The following is a 21709-nucleotide window of genomic DNA, read 5'->3' as shown; positions in this document are numbered from 1 at the left end:
ATCAGGCCGGGTCGCCATTGCGTCGGGCCTGCGCCCGTACCAGCCGATCCATGGTGCGCAGGGACTTCTCGCCGAGCTGCATCGCAGTGTCTACCCAGATCTCGGTGATCCGCATCATTTCATGCAGCGGCACCATGGTGGCGATCTCGTTGACCTCACGCATCGCCGCCCAGGCGTGCGGGATGCGTCGGCTTTCCTTGATCACCTGTTCGACTGCGGCAACACCTTCGCCCACCGGCACCACGATGTCGACCAGGCCCATTTCCTTCAGCTGGCTGGCGGTGTAGAGGTTGCCTTCCAGCATGATCTTCTCCGCCAGCCGCGGACTGATCCGCTGGCACAGGAAGGAGTAGGCGCCCATGCCGGGGAACAGGTCGAACAGCACCTCCGGCAGGCCCATCAACACGCCTTCCTCGGCGACGATGGTGTGGCAGCTCAGTGCGGCCTCGAAGCCGCCCCCCAGTGCATTGCCCTGGACCAGGGCGATGCTGTGGGCACGGGTGCCCAGGCCGGCATGGAAGGCATGCACGCCGCGCACGCAGCGCTGGGCATAGTCGAGCAGGCGGGCGCGGTCGCCCTCGCGGATCAGGCGGCAGAACAGTTCGAGATCGCCGCCCAGGTTGAACACGTCGCTGTCCGAGGCAAGTACGACATGGGGTGACAGAGCGTGCGAGGCGCTGAGGCGATCGCCCAGTTCGCGCTGGTAGTCGACGATGTCATCGACCAGGCGCGAGGCGAAGCACGGCCGGCCTGGCTGGTTGACCAGGTTGGCGTGCATATGGATCCAGTAAACATCCCGCTCGGGTTCTTCGGTGATACGCAGGGTAGGGTGCTGCGAGGGACGGGTAATGATGGGGCGTACTGCAGACATGGGAGTTCTCCGTGTGACCGTCCGGCCAACCGCAGAGCGGACGGAGAGGAGTGAGGGGGCGAGCTGAACATGCGGCGGCGACTGATTCTATGCACCCGGCGTGAACCGCCCGCAAGCGCCGGGCCGGCCATGTTCCGGCAATAAAAAGACCCCGCCGTCTCCGGCGGGGTCCCCTGTACTGTCGTGTTGCCCGGAAACCCTTACTGGGCGGGCGTATCACGCAGCTCGCGACGGAGAATCTTGCCGACGTTGGTCTTCGGCAGCTCCTTTCGGAATTCTACGATTCTGGGGTGCTTGTAACCGGTCAGGTTGGCCCGGGCATGTTCCTTGACCATTTCCGCGGTCAGGTTCGGGTCCTTCTTCACGATCACGACCTTCACGACCTCGCCGGACTTCTCGTCCGGGACACCGACCGCAGCCACTTCCAACACGCCGGGCATCATCGCGATGACGTCCTCGACCTCGTTCGGGTACACGTTGAAGCCGGACACCAGGATCATGTCCTTCTTGCGGTCGACGATGTAGAAGAAGCCCTGTTCGTCCATCTTCGCCATGTCGCCGGTGTGCAGCCAGCCGTCGGCGTCGATGGCGGTGGCGGTTTCCTCCGGGCGCTGCCAGTAGCCCTTCATCACCTGCGGGCCCTTGATGCACAGCTCGCCCACTTCGCCCAGCGCCAGGATGTTGCCGTTGTCGTCCTTGATGCACGCATCGGTGGACGGGATCGGCAGGCCGATGGCGCCGTTGTACTCGGGCAGGGTGAGCGGGTTGATGCAGGCTGCCGGCGAGGTCTCGGTCAGGCCATAGGCTTCGACCAAGGTCACCCCGGTAACCTTCTTCCAGCGTTCGGCCACGGCACGTTGTACCGCCATGCCGCCGCCGAGGGTGAACTTGACCGAAGAAAAGTCGATCTCGTCGAAGCCGGGCGTGTTGAGCAGGCCGTTGAACAGCGTGTTGACGCCGGTGATGGCGGTGAAGCGGGTGCCCTTGAGCTCCTTGACGAAGCCCTTCATGTCGCGCGGGTTGGTGATCAGGTGGTTGCAGCCACCGAACTTCATGAAGACCAGGCCGTTCGCGGTCAACGCGAAGATGTGGTACAGCGGCAGGGCAGTGATGATCACTTCCTTGCCCGGCTCGATGCCCGAGGTGGACAGCCACGCCGACGCCTGCTGCATGTTGGCGATCAGGTTGCGGTTGGTCAGCATCGCGCCCTTGGCCACGCCGGTGGTACCGCCGGTGTACTGCAGGAAAGCGATGTCGTCGTGGTCGATCTCGACCTTCGGAAGCGCGTGGTGGCTGCCCAGTTTGAGCGCCTGCCTGAAGCGGACGGCGCCCTTGATGTGGTAGTTGGGCACCATCTTCTTGACGTACTTCAGCACGAAGTTGACGATCGCGCCCTTGGCGCCGAGCAGGTCGCCCAGGCCGGTGGTGACCACGTGCTTGACCGGCGTATCGGCGATGACCTGTTCGACGGTGTCGCCGAAGTTGTCGACCACCACCAGCGCACTGACGCCCGCGTCGACCAGCTGGTGCTTGAGTTCGCGCGCGGTGTACAGCGGGTTGACGTTGACCACGGTCAGTCCGGCGCGCAGCACGCCGAAGGTGGCCACCGGGTACTGCAGGCAGTTGGGCATCATCAGGGCGACGCGGTCACCCTTCTTGAGCTTGAGCTCACCCAGCAGGTAGGCGGCGAACTGGGTGACCAGCGCATCGGTCTCACCGTAGGTGAGCACTTTGCCGAAGCTGGAGTAGGCCGGACGGTCGCGGAATTTCGCGACGGAAGCGTCGAAGACCGAAGCTACCGAATGGAACTCGTTGACGTCGATTTCGGCGGGAACGCCTTTCGGATAGCTCTGCAGCCAGGGACGATCCAGACTCATATTCCCCCTCCAGGAATCGTGATGTATTAGGTTCCGGCCCTGAGCGTAGCGACAATGGCCGTTCATTGCAGCATACCCCGCCGTAGGGAAAACGCGAAGAGGCCCCGAAGGGCCTCTTTGCTTGGTCGTGCCGGCCGCTGGCCGGCGTCTGCGCTCGATCGGGATTCCGGTGGATGCCGGCCAGCGGCCGGCACGACCGTGTCGCCAAGCGGGGCGCTTGCGTCAGTCCTGCTTGCGCACCGGTGCACCGTTGGCCTTGTAGTACGGCGCGGTGCTGCGGGCCAGCGGGGTGCGGCCGCGGATCACGTCGGCCAGCTTCTCGGCCATCATGATGGTCGGCGCGTTGAGGTTGCCGGTCACCACCTGCGGCATGATCGAGGCATCGACGATGCGCAGGCCTTCCAGCCCGTGCACGCGGCCCTGGCCGTCGACCACCGCCATCGGGTCATCGGCGTGGCCCATCTTGTTCGAGCACGACGGGTGGTAGGCGGTCTCGGCATGTTCGCGGACGAACGCATCGATCTGCGCATCGGTCTGCAGCGCGCTGCCCGGGGAAATCTCGCGGCCGCTGTACGGTGCCAGCGCCGGCTGCGCGAAGATCTCGCGGGTGATGCGGATCGCCGCGCGGAACTCGCGCCAGTCCTGCTCATGCGACATGTAGTTGAAGAGGATGCTCGGATGTTCGCGCGGATCCTTCGAACGCACGTGGATGCGGCCGCGGCTGGGCGAGCGCATCGAACCGACGTGCATCTGGAAGCTGTGCGCCTTGATCGGGTTGGAGCCGTTGTAATTGATCGCCACCGGCAGGAAGTGGTACTGCAGGTTCGGCCAGTCGAATTCGGCGTCGCTGCGGATGAAGCCGCCGGCCTCGAACTGGTTGCTGGCGCCGATGCCGGTGCCCAGGAACAGCCACTCGGCGCCGATGGCCGGCTGGTTGTACAGCTTCAGTGCCGGTGCCAGCGAGACCGGCTTCTTGCACTCGTACTGCAGGTACATCTCCAGGTGGTCCTGCAGGTTGGCGCCGACGCCCGGCAGGTGGTGCACCAGGTCGATGTCCAGGCTGCGCAGCAGGTCGGCCGGGCCGACGCCCGAACGCTGCAGGATCTGCGGCGAGGCGATGGCGCCGCCACACAGCAGTACTTCGCGGCGCGCGGTGGCACGCTGCGGCTGGTCGTTGTGCAGCCACTGCACGCCCACCGCACGCTTGCCCGAGAACAGGATGCGGTCGGTAAGCGCGTGGGTGACGATGGTCAGGTTCGGGCGCGGCTTGGCGAGGTCCAGGTAACCACGGGCGGTGCTGGAGCGACGGCCCTTCGGGGTCACCGTGCGGTCCATCGGGCCGAAGCCTTCCTGCTGGTAGCCGTTGAGGTCGTCGGTGCGCGGGTAGCCGGCCTGCACGCCGGCTTCGACCATCGCAGCGAACAGCTCGTTGTTACCGGCCTTCGGCGTGGTCACGCGCAGCGGGCCGTCGCCACCGTGGTAGTCATTGGGGCCGATGTCGCGGGTTTCCGCCTTGCGGAAGTACGGCAGGCAGTCCAGGTAGGTCCAGTCTTCCAGGCCCGGCATGCTGGCCCAGTTGTCGTAATCCATCGCGTTGCCGCGGATGTAGCACATGCCGTTGATCAGCGACGAGCCGCCCAGCCCCTTGCCGCGGCCGCAGTCCATGCGGCGGTTGTTCATGAAGGGCTCGGGATCGGTCTTGTACGCCCAGTTGTAGCGCTTGCCCTGCAGCGGGAAGGCCAGTGCCGCCGGCATCTGGGTACGGAAGTCGAGCCGGTAGTCCGGGCCACCGGCTTCCAGCAGCAGCACGCTGACATCGGCATCTTCGGTGAGGCGGGTAGCCAGCACGTTGCCGGCCGAACCGGCGCCGATGATGATGTAGTCGTACTCGTTGTGGGTGCTCATGGGTGTCTCCTGCAGGCCGGGGCGCGCTGCATGCAGGCGTCCCGGCGGAATGTCGGATCGGCGCGGTGGCCGGACGAGGGTGCGCGCTCGGGGCGCGCCGGTCAGAACACGCTGGCGTAGTCGCCCAGTTCCACCTGCACCGACTTGATGCGGGTGTAGTGGCCGAGGGTGGAGATGCCATTCTCGCGGCCGACGCCGGATTCCTTGTAGCCACCGACCGGCATTTCGGCCGGCGACTCACCCCACGTATTGATCCAGCAGATGCCGGCTTCCAGGCGGTGGATGATGCGGTGGGCGCGGCTGATGTCCTTGCTGACCACGCCGGCGGCCAGACCGAAGGTGGTGTCGTTGGCGCGACGCACCACTTCGTCTTCGTCGTCGTAGGCGAGGATGCTCATGACCGGCCCGAAGATCTCTTCCTTGACGATGGTCATGTCATCGCGGCAGTCGGAGAACACGGTCGGCAGAACGTAGGCGCCATTGGCCAGCGCGCCTTCGGTGGCACGGCCACCGCCGGTCAGCAGGCGGGCGCCTTCGGCCTTGCCGCTTTCGATGTAGCGCAGCACGTTTTCCATGTGCGGGAAGCTGGTCAGCGGGCCGAAGTTGGTTTCGGCGGCCATCGGGTCGCCGATGCGGATGCGCTTGACACGCTCGACCACGGCGGCCTCGAATGCGGCCAGCATGCTGCGCGGCACGAACACGCGGGTGCCGTTGGTGCAGACCTGGCCGGAGCTGAAGAAGTTGGCCATCACCGCGATGTCGGCGGCGCGGTCCAGGTCGGCGTCATCGCAGATCACCAGCGGCGACTTGCCGCCCAGCTCCATGGTCACTTCCTTCAGCGAGGAGGACGCGGCGCTGGCCATGACCTTCTTCCCGGTGGCGACGCCGCCGGTGAAGGAAATCTTCTCGATCACCGGGTGCTCGGTCAGCCACTGGCCGATCTCGCGGCCCGGGCCCTGCACGACGTTGAACACGCCAGCCGGCACGCCGGCTTCGGTGTAGATCTCGGCCAGCCGGATCGCGGTCAGCGGGGTCACTTCCGAAGGCTTGAACACCATCGCGTTGCCGGCGGCCAGGGCCGGGGCCGACTTCCACATGGCGATCTGGATCGGGTAGTTCCAGGCGCCGATGCCGGCGACCACGCCCAGCGGCTCGCGACGGGTGTAGAAGAAGCTCGATTCGCGCAGCGGCAGCTGGATGCCCTCGATGGCGGTGGCCAGGCCGGCGTAGTACTCGACCACGTCGGCGCCGGTGACGATGTCCACGGTGGTGGTTTCGGCCAGCGCCTTGCCGGTGTCCAGGGTTTCCAGGTGGGCCAGCTCGTCGTTGCGCTCACGCAGGATCTCGACGGCGCGGCGCAGGATGCGCGAGCGCTCCATGGCGGTCATCGCGGCCCACACCTTCTGGCCTTCGGACGCGCTCTGCACGGCACGCTCGACGTCGGCCTGGCTGGCAACCTGCACTTCGGCGATCACCTCACCGGTGGCCGGGTTGACGGTCTTGAAGGTCTTGCCGCTGGTGGCATCGACGCGCTGGCCGTGGATGTAGAGCTGTTGGACGGGCAGGGTGGTCATGGGGCGTACTCCTTGGAAGGGGGCGGGTGCTGAAGCGCTTATAGCGCGACAGCCTGCAACTGGAAGTCGATGTAGCCGTAAGCGATGCGCCGGGACTTCTCGGCGTTGAACTGGCCGCCGACCAGGCTGCCGCGCAGCCACAGGCCATCGATCATCGCGGCCAGCCCGCGGGCGGCCAGGCGGGCCTGCGGGTGGGGCAGCAGGCGGTTGAACTGGTGGCACAGGTTGGAGAACAGGCGCTGGTCGTTGGCGCGCTGCAGCCGGGCCAGTTCCGGCTGGTGCATGCTCGCGGCCCAGAAGGTGAGCCAGACGCGCATCGCGGTGCCGTTGATCTGGCTGTCGTCGAAGTTGCCGTCGACGATGGCGCGCAGCTGCTCGCGCGGGTCGTCGCTGGCGTCGGCGCGGTAGCGGGCGACTGCGTCCTTCAGCTCGCGCAGGATCTGCCGCATTGCAGCATTGAGCAGGCCGTCCTTGTCGCCGAAGTAGTGGGCGACGATGCCGCTGGACAGCCCTGCCTTCTTCGCGATGGTGGCGACGGTCGCATCGGCCATGCCGATCTCGTCGATGGTCTGGAAAGTGGCCCGGATCAGCTGTTCGCGCCGTACCGGTTCCACGCCTTTCTTCGGCATTGTCTCTCCACGGATTGCGACCCGAAGGATCGGGCTGCCCGCCATTATGCTTTTTATTGATTGAACGTTCAATCAATAAACCCTAGGATGCGCTCGCGCCCCACGCCATGGGCCCGGTTTACCGGTCCGGCCCCGCCCATGTGCTCCCTCGGACTTGATGAGACGACCCCATGTCTTCCCTGGCTCATCCCAAGCGTTCGCCCCTGCGCTTGAACCGTTTTGTCTTCTTCAGCTCCTCGGTGTCGATCGGCATCCTCGGGCTGCTCACCGTTCTCTATCCCGAAGGCAGCGAGCACTGGCTGCAATGGGCGCAGGCCGAGGTGTCGGCCGCGTTCGGCTGGTGGTACATGCTGCTGATCGTGCTGTGCCTGGGCTTCGTGCTGTGGCTGGCGTTCTCGCCGTATGGCCGCATCCGCCTGGGTCACAACGAGGAATCGCCGGCCTTCGGCTACGTCGCCTGGGTCTCGATGCTGTTCTCGGCCGGCATCGGCATCGCGCTGCTGTACTACGGCGCCTACGAGCCGCTGGACCACTTCCTGCATCCGCCCGGGCAACCCGGCGGCACCGTGGCCGCCGGCCGCGAGGCGATGGTGCTGACCTTCCTGCACTGGGGCCTGCACGGCTGGGCGCTGTATGCGCTGGTCGGCGTGGCACTGGGCTATTTCGCCTACCGCCGTGACCTGCCGCTGGCGCTGCGCTCGGCGCTGTACCCGATCTTCGGTGAGCGCATCCATGGCCGCATCGGCGACATGGTCGATGGCTTCGGCATCCTCGCCACGCTGATCTCGATGGTCACCAACCTCGGCATCGGTGCGCTGGTGGTGCAGTCCGGCCTGGTCTACCTGTTCCACATCCCGGATACGCCGCAGGTGCTGGTGGCGATCGTGCTGGTGATGATGGTGGTGGCCACCATCGGCGTGGTGGCCGGTGTGGAGAAGGGCATTGCCTGGTTGTCCAACCTCAACGTGCGCCTGCTGTGCGGCCTGCTGCTGTTCGTGCTGGTCACCGGCCCGACCCTGCACCTGTTCGATGGCCTGATCCAGAACACCGGCGATTACCTCGGTGCGTTCGTGCGCAAGAGTTTCGACATGTACCTCAACGACCCGAAGGGTCGTGAGTGGATGGGCTCGTGGACGCTGTTCTACTGGGCCTGGTGGATCGCCTGGGCGCCGTTCGTCGGCCTTTTCGTGGCACGCATCTCGCGTGGCCGCACCATCCGCGAAGTGATCATGGGCGTGCTGCTGATCCCGCTCGGCTTCACCCTGGCGTGGCTGTCGATCTTCGGCAACACCGCCATCGACCTGGTGCTCAACCATGGCCAGGCGATCCTGGGTGACGTGGCCCAGCACGATGCGGCGATGACGCTGTTCAAGCTGCTGGAATACCTGCCCGCCGCGCCGTACGTGGCCGGTGCCGCGGTGGTGATCGGCTTCGTGCTGTTCCTGACCCCGGTCGATTCGGGCACGCTGATGATCGCCAACCTGTGTACCCGTCGCGTTGACGATGGCGTGGAAGATGGCCATGACGCGCCGATCTGGCTGCGCGTGTTCTGGGCCGTCGGCATCACCGTAGCCAGCGTCGGGCTGCTGCTGGCCGGCAATTTCAGCGCAATGCAGACGGCGGTGGTGCTGTGCGGCCTGCCGTTCTCGTTCACCCTGGCGTTCTATATGTGGGGCCTGCTGAAGGCGTTGCGCACCGACCCGGACGCGCCGCGCCGCTGAGCGCGCACCTGGCGCCCATCCCGGTGCCGCCGGAGATGCGGTAGAGCCAGGCCATGCCTGTCTGCAGAGAAACAGGAAGGGCCGGATCCGCGAGGATCCGGCCCTTTTGTTGGGTGGTCGACCAGCAGTCGACTCTACCGAGAGCGGAACGTTACTTGCTGGCCAACTGGCGCAGCACGTACTGCAGCAGGCCACCATGACGGAAGTACTCGACTTCCTTCGGGGTCAGCAGCATCACCGACACCTCGAAGGTCTTCTTCGTGCCATCGGCCTTGGTCGCGGTGACCGTGGCGCGCTTGCTGGCACCGTCCTGCAGGCCGGTGATGTCGATTACTTCCGAGCCGTCCAGGCCCAGGCTCTGCGCGTTCTCGCCGTTGCGGAACTGCAGCGGCAGCACGCCCATGCCGACCAGGTTGGAGCGGTGGATGCGCTCGAAGCTTTCGGCGATGACTGCCTTCACCCCCAGCAGCAGGGTGCCCTTGGCAGCCCAGTCACGCGACGAACCGGTACCGTATTCCTTGCCGGCCAGCACCACCAGCGGCACCTTGTCGGCCTTGTACTTCATGGCCGCATCGTAGATCGCCAGCTTTTCCGGCTGGCCGCCACCGGCCGGGTAGTACAGGGTGTTGCCGCCTTCCTCGCCACCGAACATCAGGTTCTTGATGCGGATGTTGGCGAAGGTGCCGCGGACCATCACGTCATCGTTGCCGCGGCGGCTGCCGTAGCTGTTGAAGTCGGCCGGCTGCACGCCGCGCTCCTGCAGGAAGCGGCCTGCCGGCGAGTCCTTCTTGATGTTGCCGGCCGGGGAGATGTGGTCGGTGGTGATCGAATCGCCGAACAGGCCCATCACGCGCGCGCCGTGCACGTCGTTGATGCTGCCGGTCTGCATGGTCATGCCATCGAAGTAGGGCGGGTTCTTGATGTAGGTGGAGGCATCGCTCCACGCGTACAGGTTGCCGTCCGGCGAGGCGATGGTGTTCCAGCGGGTATCACCCTTGAACACGTCGGCGTAGTTCTGCTTGAACATCTCCGGCCCGATGGTGGCGGCGATGACGTCGCCGATTTCCTTGTTGCTCGGCCAGATGTCGCGCAGGAACACCGGCTGGCCATCGCTGCCGGTACCCAGCGGCTGGGTGGTCAGGTCGATGTCGGTGGTGCCGGCGATGGCGTAGGCCACCACCAGCGGCGGGCTGGCCAGGTAGTTCATCTTCACTTCGGGGTGCACGCGGCCCTCGAAGTTGCGATTGCCCGACAGCACCGAGGTGACCACCAGGTCGCCGGTGGCGATGCCGGCGCTGACTTCGGTCGGCAGCGGGCCGGAGTTGCCGATGCAGGTGGTGCAGCCGTAGCCGACCACGTAGAAGCCGATCTTTTCCAGCTCCTTCAGTACGCCGGCCTTTTCCAGGTAATCGGTGACCACCCGCGAGCCCGGCCCGAGCGAGGTCTTCACCCACGGCTGGCGGTTCAGGCCCTTGGCGGCCGCATTGCGGGCCAGCAGGCCGGCGCCGATCATCACCGCCGGGTTGGAGGTATTGGTGCACGAAGTGATGGCAGCGATGACCACCGCGCCGTCCTTCAGGCGGACCTTGCGGCCTTCGATCTCGATGTCGGCGAAGCCCTTGGCCAGCTGCTCGTTGCCGACCGCGGCGCCGCCGCCTTCGTTGACGAACGAGGAGACGTCGTCGCTGCGCTTGTCACGGTTGGCGGTCATGCCGACCAGGGCTTCACGGTAGTTCTTCTGCACGTCTTCCAGCAGCACGCGGTCCTGCGGGCGCTTCGGGCCGGCCAGCGACGGCTTCACCGTGCCCATGTCCAGTTCCAGCGTGGTGCTGTACTGGGCGTGCGGGCTGCCCGGCTCGTGCCACAGGCCCTGCGCCTTGGCGTAGGCCTCGACCAGGTTGATCTGCTCTTCGCTGCGGCCGGACAGGCGCAGGTAGTTCAGCGACTCGGCGTCGATCGGGAAGATGCCACAGGTGGCGCCGTATTCCGGGGCCATGTTGCCGATGGTGGCGCGGTCGGCCAGCGGCAGGTGCTGCAGGCCGTCACCGTAGAACTCGACGAACTTGCCGACGACGCCCAGCTTGCGCAGCATCTGGGTGACGGTCAGCACCAGGTCGGTGGCGGTGGCACCCTCGGGCAGCTTGCCGGTCAGCTTGAAGCCGACCACCTGCGGGATCAGCATCGACGATGGCTGGCCGAGCATGGCGGCCTCCGCTTCGATGCCGCCAACGCCCCAGCCCAGCACGCCGATGCCGTTGATCATCGTGGTGTGGCTGTCGGTACCGAACACGGTATCGGGGTAGGCCACGGCTTTGCCATCCTTCTCCGCGGTCATCACCACGCGGGCGAGGTTTTCCAGGTTCACCTGGTGGACGATGCCGGTGTTCGGCGGCACCACCTTGAAGTTGTCGAAGGCCTTCTGGCCCCAGCGCAGGAAGCCGTAGCGTTCCTGGTTGCGCTGGAATTCGATCTTGCCGTTGAGGTCCAGTGCGTCCGGCTTGCCGAACACATCGACCTGCACCGAGTGGTCGATGACCAGTTCGGAGGGAATCTGCGGGTTGATCTGCTCCGGCGAGCCGCCGAGCTTGACCACCGCATCGCGCATCGCGGCCAGGTCGACCACGCAGGGCACGCCGGTGAAGTCCTGCAGGACCACGCGCGCCGGCATGAAGGCGATCTCGGTGTCCGGTTCTGCCGCCGGATTCCAGCGGGCCACGGCTTCGATGTGGTCCTTGCCGACGGTGATGCCGCCGTCCTCGTGCCGGAGCAGGTTCTCCAGCAGGATCTTCATCGAGTAGGGCAGGTGGGAGATATCGAAGCGCTGGCCCAGCGTGGGCAGGCTGAAGTAGTCGTAGGTCTTGCCGCCGACGTTCAGCTGGCTGCGGGTGGAGAACGAATCGCTCATGCGGGGTAACTCCTTCTTGCGGATGGCTTGCTCTGGCCCGTGCGTGCAGGGGCCTGCTTGCGGTCGCCGGTGGCATTCCGGCCCCGGATCCTGCCCAGTATCGGCGATCCAGCGCCCGGCAATGACCCGGCTGGCTTGGAACGCAAGGTTACAGCGGTGTGTGTAGCCTTCGTGTCAGCGCGTGCGGTCGTCGCCCGCTGGCCCGAACGCAGACGGGACGCCCATGGGCGTCCCGTCCGGAAGTGCGTGTCGAGCAGGACTTACTTGCCGTTGGCGGCATCCAGCAGCGGATTGCCGGTCTTGCCAACAGCGTTGCTCTTGGACTTGGCCGTCAGCACACCCTGCTTGTTGAATTCCAGGACGGTCGCTTCCTGGATGTTCTTGCCGAAGGTCTTGATCTTCACGTAGTCGTAGTACCAGACCTGCGTGTCGCCCAGCTGTTCGCGGCGGCCGGGTGCGCCGAACTTCTCACGGACCTGGTCCTGGTTGGTCTTGCCGACTTCCAGGGTGTCCATCTGCTGTTGGGTGATCTCGACGCCGGTGGTGTAGGCGCCGAACGGATTGGCGTGGGCTGCCGTCGTCGAAAGGGCCAGCGGGGCAGCCAGCATCAGGGCAAGGGTCAAGGCGCGCATGGAACATCCTTTTATGGCGGGTAGGTGCGGGCGGCACGCGGTGCGTCCAGCCCGGGGCCGCAGCAGGTCGCTGCGGAGCCAGTCTAACCCCCGGATGCGACCAGCGCAGGATCGCGGTCACGGATTGGGCGGGTTTGTTCCAGATGCTGCGAGTATGTATAATTCATGCATACTTTTTGAGGCGTACCCCCCCATGGAAGCCACCGTTGCTGAACGCGGACAGATCACCCTGCCCAAGGCGGTGCGTGATGCCCTCGGCCTGACCAAGGGCACGCTGCTGAAGGTCGAGCTGGACGGCAGCCGCATCATCCTGCGCAAGAGTGTTGACGATGCCATCTCACGGGCGCGCGGCAAGTTCGCGCTGGACGGCTTCGAATCGTCCGACGCGGCGGTGCGCGCGGTGCGTGACGAGGAGTAAGCGGTGATGATCGCCGTCGATTCACCAGTTCTGGTCGAGCTGCTCAGCAATGGTCCGCAGGCCGATGCGGTGGAAGCCATCCTGCGGCAGAGCCTGGTCGGCGGCCGCGTGGTGGTCTGTGGCGCGACGTTGGCCGAAGTCTGCGCATCGCTGCGCGGCGGTGCCGAAGTGCTCGAAGCGCTGGAAGAGATGGGCGTGCATTTCAATCCGATGGAAGCCAAGTCGGCACTGCGCGCCGGCGAGATGCACCGCCGTCATCGCCAGCGCGGCGGCAGCCGCCGCAGCCTGGACGAATTCATGGTCGGCGCCCACGCACTGCTGCAGTGCGACGGCCTGATCACCTGGAACGACACGTTTTACCGCGACTACTTCAAGGGCCTGAAGCTGATCGTGCCGCAAGCCTGAGCCCACTTTGTTTTTTCAACCTACGCATTACCCGGGAGTTGTCATGTTGGAAGCCTACCGCCACCACGTCGCCGAGCGCGCTGCGCTTGGCATCCCGCCGCTGCCGCTGAGCGCGCAGCAGACGGCCGATGTCATCGAACTGCTGAAGAACCCGCCGCAGGGCGAGGCCGAGTTCCTGCTCGACCTGCTGACCCACCGCGTGCCGGCCGGCGTCGATGACGCAGCCAAGGTCAAGGCCTCGTACCTGGCCGCGATCGCGCTGGGCAGCGAGCAGAACCCGCTGATCAGCCGCGAGCGCGCCACCGAACTGCTGGGCACCATGCTCGGCGGTTACAACGTTGCGCCGCTGGTGCAGCTGCTTGACGACACCAGCGTCGGCACCATTGCCGCCAACGGCCTGAAGAAGACCCTGCTGGTGTTCGACGCGTTCCACGACGTGCAGGAAAAGGCCAAGGCCGGCAACGCCAACGCCCAGGCCGTGCTGCAGAGCTGGGCCGATGCCGAGTGGTTCACCAGCAACCCGGAAGTGCCGCAGAGCCTGACGGTCACCGTGTTCAAGGTGCCTGGCGAGACCAACACCGACGACCTGTCGCCGGCACCCGATGCGACCACCCGCCCGGACATCCCGATGCACGCCCTGGCGATGCTGAAGAACAAGCGCGACGACGCGCCGTTCACCCCGGAAGAAGACGGCAAGCGCGGCCCGATCCAGCAGATCCTCGACCTGAAGGACAAGGGCCACCTGGTTGCCTATGTCGGCGACGTGGTCGGTACCGGCTCCTCGCGCAAGTCGGCCACCAACAGCGTGCTGTGGTGGACCGGCGATGACATTCCGTTCATCCCGAACAAGCGCGCCGGTGGCGTCTGCCTGGGTTCGAAGATCGCCCCGATCTTCTACAACACCATGGAAGATGCCGGCGCACTGCCGATCGAGCTGGACGTGTCGAAGATGGAGCACGGCGATGTGGTCGAGCTGCGTCCGTACGAAGGCAAGGCGCTGAAGAACGGTGAAGTGATCGCCGAGTTCCAGGTCAAGTCCGAAGTGCTGTTCGACGAAGTGCGTGCCGGTGGCCGCATTCCGCTGATCATCGGCCGTGGCCTGACCGGCAAGGCGCGCGAAGCGCTGGGCCTGGCCCCGACCAACCTGTTCCGCCTGCCGGTGCAGCCGGCCGACACCGGCAAGGGCTTCTCGCTGGCACAGAAGATGGTCGGCCGCGCCTGTGGCCTGCCGGAAGGCCAGGGCATGCGCCCGGGCACCTACTGCGAACCGAAGATGACCTCGGTCGGCTCGCAGGACACCACCGGCCCGATGACCCGTGACGAGCTGAAGGACCTGGCCTGCCTGGGCTTCTCGGCCGATCTGGTGATGCAGTCGTTCTGCCACACCGCCGCCTACCCGAAGCCGGTGGACGTGAAGACCCACCACACCCTGCCGGAGTTCATCTCCACCCGTGGCGGCGTTTCGCTGCGCCCGGGCGACGGCGTGATCCACAGCTGGCTCAACCGCATGCTGCTGCCGGACACCGTGGGTACCGGTGGTGACTCGCACACCCGCTTCCCGGTGGGCATTTCGTTCCCGGCCGGTTCGGGCCTGGTCGCCTTCGCTGCGGCCACCGGCGTGATGCCGCTGGACATGCCGGAGTCGGTGCTGGTGCGCTTCAAGGGCAAGATGCAGCCGGGCGTGACCCTGCGTGACCTGGTCAACGCGATCCCGCTGTACGCGATCAAGTCGGGCCTGCTGACCGTGGCCAAGGCTGGCAAGAAGAACATCTTCTCCGGCCGCATCCTGGAAATCGAAGGCCTGCCGGAGCTGAAGGTCGAACAGGCGTTCGAACTGTCCGACGCCTCGGCCGAGCGTTCGGCGGCCGGTTGCTCGGTGCGCCTGAACAAGGAACCGATCATCGAGTACCTGACCAGCAACATCACGCTGCTGAAGTGGATGATTGCCGAGGGCTACCAGGATCCGCGTTCGCTGCAGCGTCGCATCGAGAAGATGGAGGCGTGGCTGGCCAACCCGCAGCTGCTGGAGCCGGATGCCGACGCCGAGTACGCCGCCGTCATCGAGATCGACCTGGCTGACATCCACGAGCCGATCGTGGCCTGCCCGAACGATCCGGACGACGTGAAGACCCTGTCCGAAGTCGCTGGCGCCAAGATCGACGAAGTGTTCATCGGTTCGTGCATGACCAACATCGGTCACTTCCGTGCCGCTGCCAAGCTGCTGGAAGGCAAGCGTGACCTGCCGACCCGCCTGTGGGTGGCCCCGCCGACCAAGATGGACGCCTCGGAGCTGACCAAGGAAGGCGTGTACGGCACCTTCGGCGCCACCGGCGCCCGCATGGAAATGCCGGGCTGCTCGCTGTGCATGGGCAACCAGGCGCAGATCCGCGAAGGCTCCACCGCGATGTCGACCTCGACCCGCAACTTCCCGAACCGCCTGGGCCGCAACACCAACGTGTACCTGGGTTCGGCCGAACTGGCCGCGATCTGCTCGCGTCTGGGCCGCATCCCGACCAAGGAGGAGTACATGGCGGACATCGGCGTGATCAACGCCAATGGTGCGGAGATCTACCGCTACATGAACTTCGACCAGATCGAGGAATACCAGGACGTGGCCAACACGGTCGCTGCCTGATGCGGTAGTGCCGGCCACTGGCCGGCACGCCGTTGAAACGAAGAACCCCCGGTGAGAGCCGGGGGTTCTTCGTTTGGGGGCGTACCCAGGTTCAGGCCTGGGTAACGGCCGCCGCTTCCTCGGTCACGGCCGGCGTTTCCGCCGGAAGCTCGGCTTCCACCGCAGGCTGCGGCAGAGCGCCATGGTCGGGGAACAGGCGGGGCAGCTCAGCCACGAAACGCGCGATGCAGGCCTCGGCGAACTCACGCGACGCCGCCTTGGCCTTCGCGTAGTCGTCTGCCTGCCATTCCTGCAGCGGGGCAACCCGTGCTTCGTCCCGGCAGTGCACGCCCTGGCCGCCACTGGCGCCGCGGAACAGCTTGCGCACCACCGGGAAGCCGATGGTTACATCGTGGCGCAGCTCGTAGGGGGTCTCTGCATCGCTGAGCTTCTGGTACACCAGCGACCACTGGCCGGCACTGGCTTCCACGGTGCGCTCGTCGCTGGGAATGGCGCCGGGGTGGGCCGCGAAATAGAGTGCCAGCTGCTCGCGGATCATGCCGGGCAATGCGCCGAAGGCCGGGCTGGGCACAGAGTTGATGTCCTCGCCACGGACGTTGTTCTTGCTGAAGCTGTTGCTGGTACCGATGTCACCCACGCCAGTGACGAACGCCAGAGCAGACAGGCCGACCTTGGCCGCGGTGACGGCAGCGGTGTCGGCACGCATCACCAGTCGCAGCACGTGATCGCCCACGCGATTGCCGTTGGGGCCTGCACCCAGTCCGGAGGTGACCTTGATGTGCTGCAGGCTGCTGTAGTCGACAGGAGGTGCCACGGCGGCTGTGACATTCCCGATGGCCGGATCGGCCGCGGTGGGGGCGTGCGCCGCGTCTGGCGCGGTCGCCGCATCCGTTGCTGGATCGAGCGTTGATCCGCTGGTGACCGCGGAATCCACGGCAGGCGTGGGTGTGGGTGCTTCGTCGTTGGCGTAGGCCGACGGCGCCAGCAGCAGGGTGGCCGCGATCGCGGCGGTGAGGCAGGTTGGGCGTAATGCCACGGTAGTACTCCTTGGGGAAACGAAGATGAGGCGCTGTGTGCGCTCTGGTGGTTGATGCCCGGCGAAGGCCGAAGGTAGGGGAGCGATTGCTCAGTGCGGCGCGAATTCCCTGATCGGGAACGCATTGCAATGGGCGATCGCAGCGGCGATGTCGACCGGAGCATCGGCGGCGGCACTGCGGCGCCTGTTCACCGTGGCCGCCTCTTCCCACAGGCTGGGCAATACCTGCGGTGCGTCCAGTACGCGTTCGCGCACGGCATCGTGAAGGGCGCTGCTGTAATCGGTAGCCGGTACCACCACGCACAGGCGTGTGCCGGGATTGCTGCTGGCCTGCTGCAGCATCTTCCGCAGTGCCTCGGTGCTGCCCGCGTCGTCGGTCAACCGTTCCGGTGCGCTGCCCCGGCGGGCATCCTGGATCTGCAGCTGGCCTGGGCTGAACAGCAGGACCTGCATGTCCTGCCGCGGTTCAACGCGCACCGGCGCACGCGTGCCCTCACAGATGCTGGGGGTCTTGCGCGCAACCTGTGGCGTCGTGCTGCCATCGGCGTGTACCTGGCGCAGATGCAGGCGGCACATCTTGTCGGCCACTTCCATTTCCACTTCGTAGTCCTGTCCGGGCCTGGCCACGAACTGACCCGACAACTGCCCGTCGCAGTACATGCGGCTTGATGCGTCGAAGCGCGCTTCGACGATCAGCGGCTTGCCGCCGGCGACTTCGTACTCCTGGTAGCTGAGCATGGAGAACCGCTCGTTCTCCTTGCTGCGCAGGGTTTCCGTGGCGGGGATGCCGAGCACGCCCTTGTCACCGGCGTTGTTGTACTTGACGTCGATCCTGTCGCGGTAGTCCTCGCGGCAGGCGGCGTCGGTGTACAGGGTGGTGGTCCGCCCCAGGCTGGCATAGATGCGCACCCGTGCCGGCGGCACGGCACCGCCTGCGTAGGCCGTGAGATCTTCAGCAGCAAGCGGGCGAGGGTACATCGCCGGAATTCGCTTGATGAGCTGCTCGGTGCACTTCATCGTGATCACCTGGGCGGCAATCTTGAGCCTGGCGTAGTCATTGGCCTGCCACTCGCCCAGGGTCGCCCGGTCGTCGCTGTCACTGCATCTGATGATTTCAGCCAGGGTGCCATCGGCACGGCGTTGCTCGATGGTGCTGACGTGGTTGAGGCGGTAAAGGGGATCCTTCCGCGTGTTGCCCTGGTGCACCAGCGCCCAGGTGTCTGCACTGAAACGCAGGGTGCTGCTCTGGTTGGGCAGCGCGTCAGGCGCATAGCTGAAGTAGCCACCCACCAGCGCCCTGGCTACGTTGGGCATCAGCGTGGTGGCGGGGCTGGCCTGGCTCTCGACGATGCTGCCGGGCAGGGTGTTGCGCCGGAAGTAGTCCGGCTCATTGCCGCTGAAGAGCAGTGCGAGGCCCTTTGGCGTGAGCGACTCGCTGTCATCGGGGGTGACGATGCGCAACGCCACGTCGGGTGCGTGGAGGCGCTTCGATGCGGTATCCGGACCACTCTGGATGTGGACGCGATCGGTCCAGGCGGTGCCCTTCGCGACGGGGGCGGCGGGAAGGCCCGGGGTGGCCTGCGGCGGTGCCGGCACGCCGGCAGCGGTAGCTGCCAGCGGAGCCAGCAGAGCGGCCGCCAGCAGTGACGGTTGGTAACGGAAGAGACGCAGGGCCATGGTCAAACTCCTTGGAAAACACGACAGCCGTGCCGGCCCTTCCGGGGCCGGCATCTGAAAGAGGAAATCAGGCGGTGCGATGCCGCGGACGATCAGCCGCGGGCGAGCGCCAACAGTCGTTCGGCGATCCGTTCCAATGGCACCTGTTCTTCGGCCGCTCCCAGTTTGAAGGCAGCACCGGGCATGCCCCAGACCACGCTGGTGGCTTCATCCTGGACCAGCGTCGGCGCGCCGGCCTGGCGCATTTCCAGCAGGCCGCGCGCGCCATCGTCACCCATGCCGGTGAGGATGGCGCCGATGGCGTTGCCGCCCGCGCTCTGCGCGACCGAACGGAACAGCACGTCCACCGCGGGCTTGTGGCGGTTCACTGCAGGGCCATCATCGACGCGGCAGCGCCAGCGCGCACCGTCGCGGATGATCCGCAGGTGCTTGCCGCCCGGTGGCAGGTAGGCATGGCCAGGCAGCACTGCCTCGCCGTCGCTGGCCTCACGCACGGCCATCGCGGAATGCCGGTCCAGGCGTTCGGCGAAGGCGCTGCTGAAGCTGGCGGGCAGGTGCTGGGTCATCACCACGGCAGGCGCATCGGCCGGCATGCCTTCCAGCACCACGCGCAGCGCCTCGGTGCCGCCGGCCGAAGAACCAATCGCGATCAGGCGGTCGGTGGTGCGGAACTGCGGTGCAGCCGGGCGCATTGCAGGAGCTGCTTCCAGCAGGAGTTTCGGAGCGGCAGCACGCACCAGCGGGCGCACCCGCGAGCGCGCCGCCATCTTCACCTTGGCGATGATCTCGTCGGCGTAGCCCTGCAGGCCGCGTGCGACGTCCAGCTTGGGCTTGGAGACGAAGTCCACGGCGCCCAGTGCCAGTGCCTGCAGCGTGGTATCGGCGCCGCGCTCGGTCAACGAGGAAATCATCACCACAGGCAGTGGGTGCAGCCGCATCAGGTTTTCCAGGAAGGCGAGGCCGTCCATGCGTGGCATTTCCACGTCCAGCGTGATCACGTCCGGGGCCAGGCGCTTGATCTTCTCGCGCGCCAGCAGCGGGTCGGCAGCGGTGCCGACCACGTCGATGGCCGGATCGCTGGACAGGATTTCCGTGAGCATCTGGCGCACGACGGCGGAGTCGTCGACGATCAGGACCCGGCAGGGGGCGTTGCCGGTCAGGGTCATTCGAACAACTCCACGCCACCGGTGACCGGGGCCTTGGACAGGCGCGCACGCACTGCCGATTCGGTGGCAGCCACTTCGGCTTCGTGGGCATGCGGCAGGCGCTGCACCACCACCCGGCCGGTGTCGGCGAAGAACCAGATCTTGCGCGGATGGATGCCGCACAGGTCCTCGGCGATGATCGGAATATGCTCGGCCTGCAGGTACTGGCGCACGAACTCGGCGTTACGGGTGCCGACCGGATTGCTGGTGAAGCCCTTCAGTACGTTGGCGCCGCCGAACACCTTGGCCTCGATGCGCTTGCGGTGCGCGCCGCGCTTGAGCATGTCGTTGATCAGCAGCTCCATCGCATAGCTGCCGTAGCGTGCGGGCGCGCCGTCGCCAGCGTTGCCCTCCGGCAGCAGGAAGTGGTTCATGCCGCCGATCTTCAGCACCGGGTCGCGCAGGCAGGCGGCCACGCACGAACCCAGGGTGGTGGTCAGCGCGGTGGTGTCATCGACCACCAGGTACTGGGTGGGCAGCAGCTTGGCGGCAAGGGTCTGGAAGCGTGCATCCTGGTAGCGCATCACGTCGTCGGTACGCAGTGAGGCGTTCATGCGCCGGCCTTTGCCGCGCGGCGGTACAGGGTGCGCCCGCAGGGCTGGATCAGGTCGGCGGCGTGCAGGTAGTTCTCCGAGTGTCCGGTGTAGAGCAGGCCATCGTCGGCCAGGTGCTGCACCAGGCGGCCGAGGATGGCGCGCTGGGTCGGCTTGTCGAAGTAGATCATCACATTGCGGCAGAACAGCGCGTCGAACGGGCCGCCGACGTCGTAGCGCGGGGCGAGCAGGTTCAGTGGACGGAACTCGATCAGCTCGCGCAGCGCCGGCAGCACGCGGCACTGGCCCTCGTTGGGACCGCTGCCACGCTGGAAGTAGCGGCGGCGCAGGTCCGGGTCGAGATTGGCGACACGGTCGATGTTGTAGACGCCGCGGCCGGCGGTGGCCAGTACCTGGGTATCGACGTCGGTAGCGATGATGCGCACCGGCGGCTTCAGCGTACCGAAGGCCTCGCAGGCGGTGATCGCCATCGAATAGGGTTCCTCACCGGTGGACGCCGCGCACGACCACAGCAGCAGCGGCGAACGGCTGGAACGCTGCTGCAGTTCTTCGCGCAGCTTGTCGAAGTGGTGCGGCTCGCGGAAGAACGAGGTCAGGTTGGTGGTCAGTGCGTTGGTGAACGACTGCCACTCGTCACCGTCTTCCTGCTCAAGATGGTCCAGGTACTGCTGGAAGCTGCGCATGCCCAGCGTGCGCAGGCGGCGCGACAGGCGGCCATAGACCATGTCGCGCTTGGCCGGTGCGAGGGCGATGCCCACGCGCTGGTAGATCAGGTCGCAGACGCGGCGGAAATCACGGTCGGCGAACTCGAACTCGCGCGGGCCGGTGACGATGGGAGTAGGACTTTGCACGGGGGACGTGTCCATCGGCAGAGGCGGCGGCCGAAGCCGCCGCGGGTGGGTCTCAGAATTCCTGCCAGTCGCTGTCGCTGGCGGCGAAGGTGCTGGCGTTGCTGCTGCGACGTACCGGCGTGGGCGTGCTGGTCGGCTGCGGACGTGCCACGGGGGTGATGCGCGCCGGTTCCACGCGTTCGGCGACAGCCTTCACCGCGGCCGAGACCTGGTTGTCGAGGCGGAAGATCGCCACGGCGTCGGCCAGCTGCGCGGCCTGGTCTTCCATCGCACGTGCGGCGGCGGTGGCTTCTTCCACCAGCGCGGCGTTCTGCTGGGTGGTCTCGTCCATCTGCACCACGGTCTGGTTGACCTGCTCGATGCCGGCCGACTGTTCCTGCGAAGCGGCGGAGATCTCGGCCATGATGTCGGTCACGCGCTGCACCGAGGCGACGATTTCGCCCATGGTGCTGCCGGCCTGGTGGACCAGGCTGGAGCCTTCGGCGACCTTGCCGACCGAATCATCGATCAGGCCCTTGATCTCCTTGGCCGCCGCAGCCGAACGCTGGGCGAGGGTACGCACTTCGCTGGCGACCACGGCGAAGCCGCGGCCCTGCTCACCGGCACGCGCGGCTTCCACTGCGGCGTTCAGCGCCAGGATGTTGGTCTGGAACGCGATGCCGTCGATGACGCTGATGATCTCGGCGATCTTCTTCGACGAGGCTTCGATGGCCGACATGGTGGTGACCACCTGGCCGACCACCTCGCCGCCCTGCGAAGCGACACCGTGCGCGCCGATGGCGAGCTGGTTGGCCTGGCGGGCGTGCTCGGCGTT

The 21709-nt window shown here is 66.3% G+C and carries 17 protein-coding genes; 4 read left to right on the top strand and 13 right to left on the bottom strand.

Annotation, left to right across the window (positions count from 1 at the left end; genetic code table 11):
* Position 1: 1 nt before the first annotated feature.
* The 5 genes from rpfF to betI all read right to left on the bottom strand — a co-directional run bounded on the left by rpfF (position 2) and on the right by betI (position 6856).
* Positions 2–871, bottom strand: coding sequence for a diffusible signal factor synthase RpfF (rpfF, locus tag AC5P9F_RS06195; RefSeq protein ID WP_012480080.1), 870 nt, complete (start codon positions 869–871; stop codon positions 2–4).
* A 200-nt stretch (positions 872–1071) separates the two neighbouring features.
* Positions 1072–2748 (bottom strand): long-chain fatty acid--CoA ligase, encoded by a 1677-nt coding sequence (locus tag AC5P9F_RS06190; protein WP_164173026.1) that lies wholly within the window; start codon positions 2746–2748, stop codon positions 1072–1074.
* A gap of 222 nt (positions 2749–2970) precedes the next feature.
* Positions 2971–4653, bottom strand: a complete 1683-nt coding sequence (gene betA / locus AC5P9F_RS06185; RefSeq protein ID WP_005409499.1) for a choline dehydrogenase — start codon at positions 4651–4653, stop codon at positions 2971–2973.
* 101 nt (positions 4654–4754) lie between these two features.
* Positions 4755–6227, bottom strand: coding sequence for a betaine-aldehyde dehydrogenase (gene betB / locus AC5P9F_RS06180; RefSeq protein WP_005409500.1), 1473 nt, complete (start codon positions 6225–6227; stop codon positions 4755–4757).
* Positions 6228–6265: 38 nt separating this feature from the next.
* Positions 6266–6856: a transcriptional regulator BetI gene (betI, locus tag AC5P9F_RS06175; RefSeq protein WP_005409501.1), complete on the bottom strand. Its 591-nt coding sequence runs from the start codon at positions 6854–6856 to the stop codon at positions 6266–6268.
* A gap of 170 nt (positions 6857–7026) precedes the next feature.
* Between betI and AC5P9F_RS06170 the strand changes: the two genes are divergently transcribed.
* Positions 7027–8577 carry a BCCT family transporter gene (locus AC5P9F_RS06170; RefSeq protein WP_005409502.1) on the top strand — a complete coding sequence of 517 codons (1551 nt, stop codon included), beginning with the start codon at positions 7027–7029 and terminating at the stop codon, positions 8575–8577.
* 151 nt (positions 8578–8728) lie between these two features.
* Here the strand turns inward: AC5P9F_RS06170 and acnA are convergent, their stop codons facing one another.
* Positions 8729–11482 carry an aconitate hydratase AcnA gene (gene acnA / locus AC5P9F_RS06165; RefSeq protein ID WP_088431980.1) on the bottom strand — a complete coding sequence of 918 codons (2754 nt, stop codon included), beginning with the start codon at positions 11480–11482 and terminating at the stop codon, positions 8729–8731.
* Positions 11483–11742: 260 nt separating this feature from the next.
* Entirely contained in the window at positions 11743–12114 is a 372-nt protein-coding gene (gene bamE, locus AC5P9F_RS06160; RefSeq protein ID WP_111189521.1) for an outer membrane protein assembly factor BamE domain-containing protein, read from the bottom strand.
* Positions 12115–12307: 193 nt separating this feature from the next.
* Here bamE and AC5P9F_RS06155 point away from each other — a divergent pair, with 193 nt between their 5' ends.
* The 3 genes from AC5P9F_RS06155 to acnB are packed head-to-tail and all read left to right on the top strand — an operon-like array spanning position 12308 to position 15572.
* Positions 12308–12532: an AbrB/MazE/SpoVT family DNA-binding domain-containing protein gene (locus tag AC5P9F_RS06155; protein WP_005409505.1), complete on the top strand. Its 225-nt coding sequence runs from the start codon at positions 12308–12310 to the stop codon at positions 12530–12532.
* Positions 12533–12538: 6 nt separating this feature from the next.
* Positions 12539–12937: a type II toxin-antitoxin system VapC family toxin gene (locus AC5P9F_RS06150; RefSeq protein WP_005409506.1), complete on the top strand. Its 399-nt coding sequence runs from the start codon at positions 12539–12541 to the stop codon at positions 12935–12937.
* 43 nt (positions 12938–12980) lie between these two features.
* Entirely contained in the window at positions 12981–15572 is a 2592-nt protein-coding gene (gene acnB / locus AC5P9F_RS06145) for a bifunctional aconitate hydratase 2/2-methylisocitrate dehydratase (RefSeq protein ID WP_005409507.1), read from the top strand.
* A gap of 91 nt (positions 15573–15663) precedes the next feature.
* Here acnB and AC5P9F_RS06140 read toward each other — a convergent pair whose 3' ends face one another.
* The 6 genes from AC5P9F_RS06140 to AC5P9F_RS06115 form a co-directional block, all read right to left on the bottom strand.
* Complete coding sequence (locus tag AC5P9F_RS06140) at positions 15664–16608, bottom strand: hypothetical protein (RefSeq protein ID WP_164173024.1); 945 nt, start codon at positions 16606–16608, stop codon at positions 15664–15666.
* A 90-nt stretch (positions 16609–16698) separates the two neighbouring features.
* Positions 16699–18285 (bottom strand): hypothetical protein, encoded by a 1587-nt coding sequence (locus AC5P9F_RS06135; RefSeq protein ID WP_164173022.1) that lies wholly within the window; start codon positions 18283–18285, stop codon positions 16699–16701.
* A gap of 92 nt (positions 18286–18377) precedes the next feature.
* The gene (locus tag AC5P9F_RS06130; RefSeq protein WP_005409510.1) at positions 18378–19451 is read right to left on the bottom strand and encodes a protein-glutamate methylesterase/protein-glutamine glutaminase; all 1074 of its coding nucleotides are present in this window, start codon (positions 19449–19451) and stop codon (positions 18378–18380) included.
* Positions 19448–20044, bottom strand: a complete 597-nt coding sequence (gene cheD / locus AC5P9F_RS06125) for a chemoreceptor glutamine deamidase CheD (RefSeq protein ID WP_005409511.1) — start codon at positions 20042–20044, stop codon at positions 19448–19450. The genes AC5P9F_RS06130 and cheD overlap by 4 nt, the downstream gene beginning before the upstream one ends.
* The gene (locus AC5P9F_RS06120) at positions 20041–20910 is read right to left on the bottom strand and encodes a CheR family methyltransferase (RefSeq protein ID WP_012480090.1); all 870 of its coding nucleotides are present in this window, start codon (positions 20908–20910) and stop codon (positions 20041–20043) included. The genes cheD and AC5P9F_RS06120 overlap by 4 nt, the downstream gene beginning before the upstream one ends.
* A 37-nt stretch (positions 20911–20947) precedes the next feature.
* Positions 20948–21709: methyl-accepting chemotaxis protein (locus AC5P9F_RS06115; protein ID WP_495216512.1), on the bottom strand; the 762-nt coding region annotated here is incomplete at its 5' end.

Source organism: Stenotrophomonas sp. YJH_SMC_4, from assembly GCF_059371575.1.
Note: the sequence above shows the minus strand (reverse complement) of the source record. Positions and strands in the feature narration are given on the sequence as shown.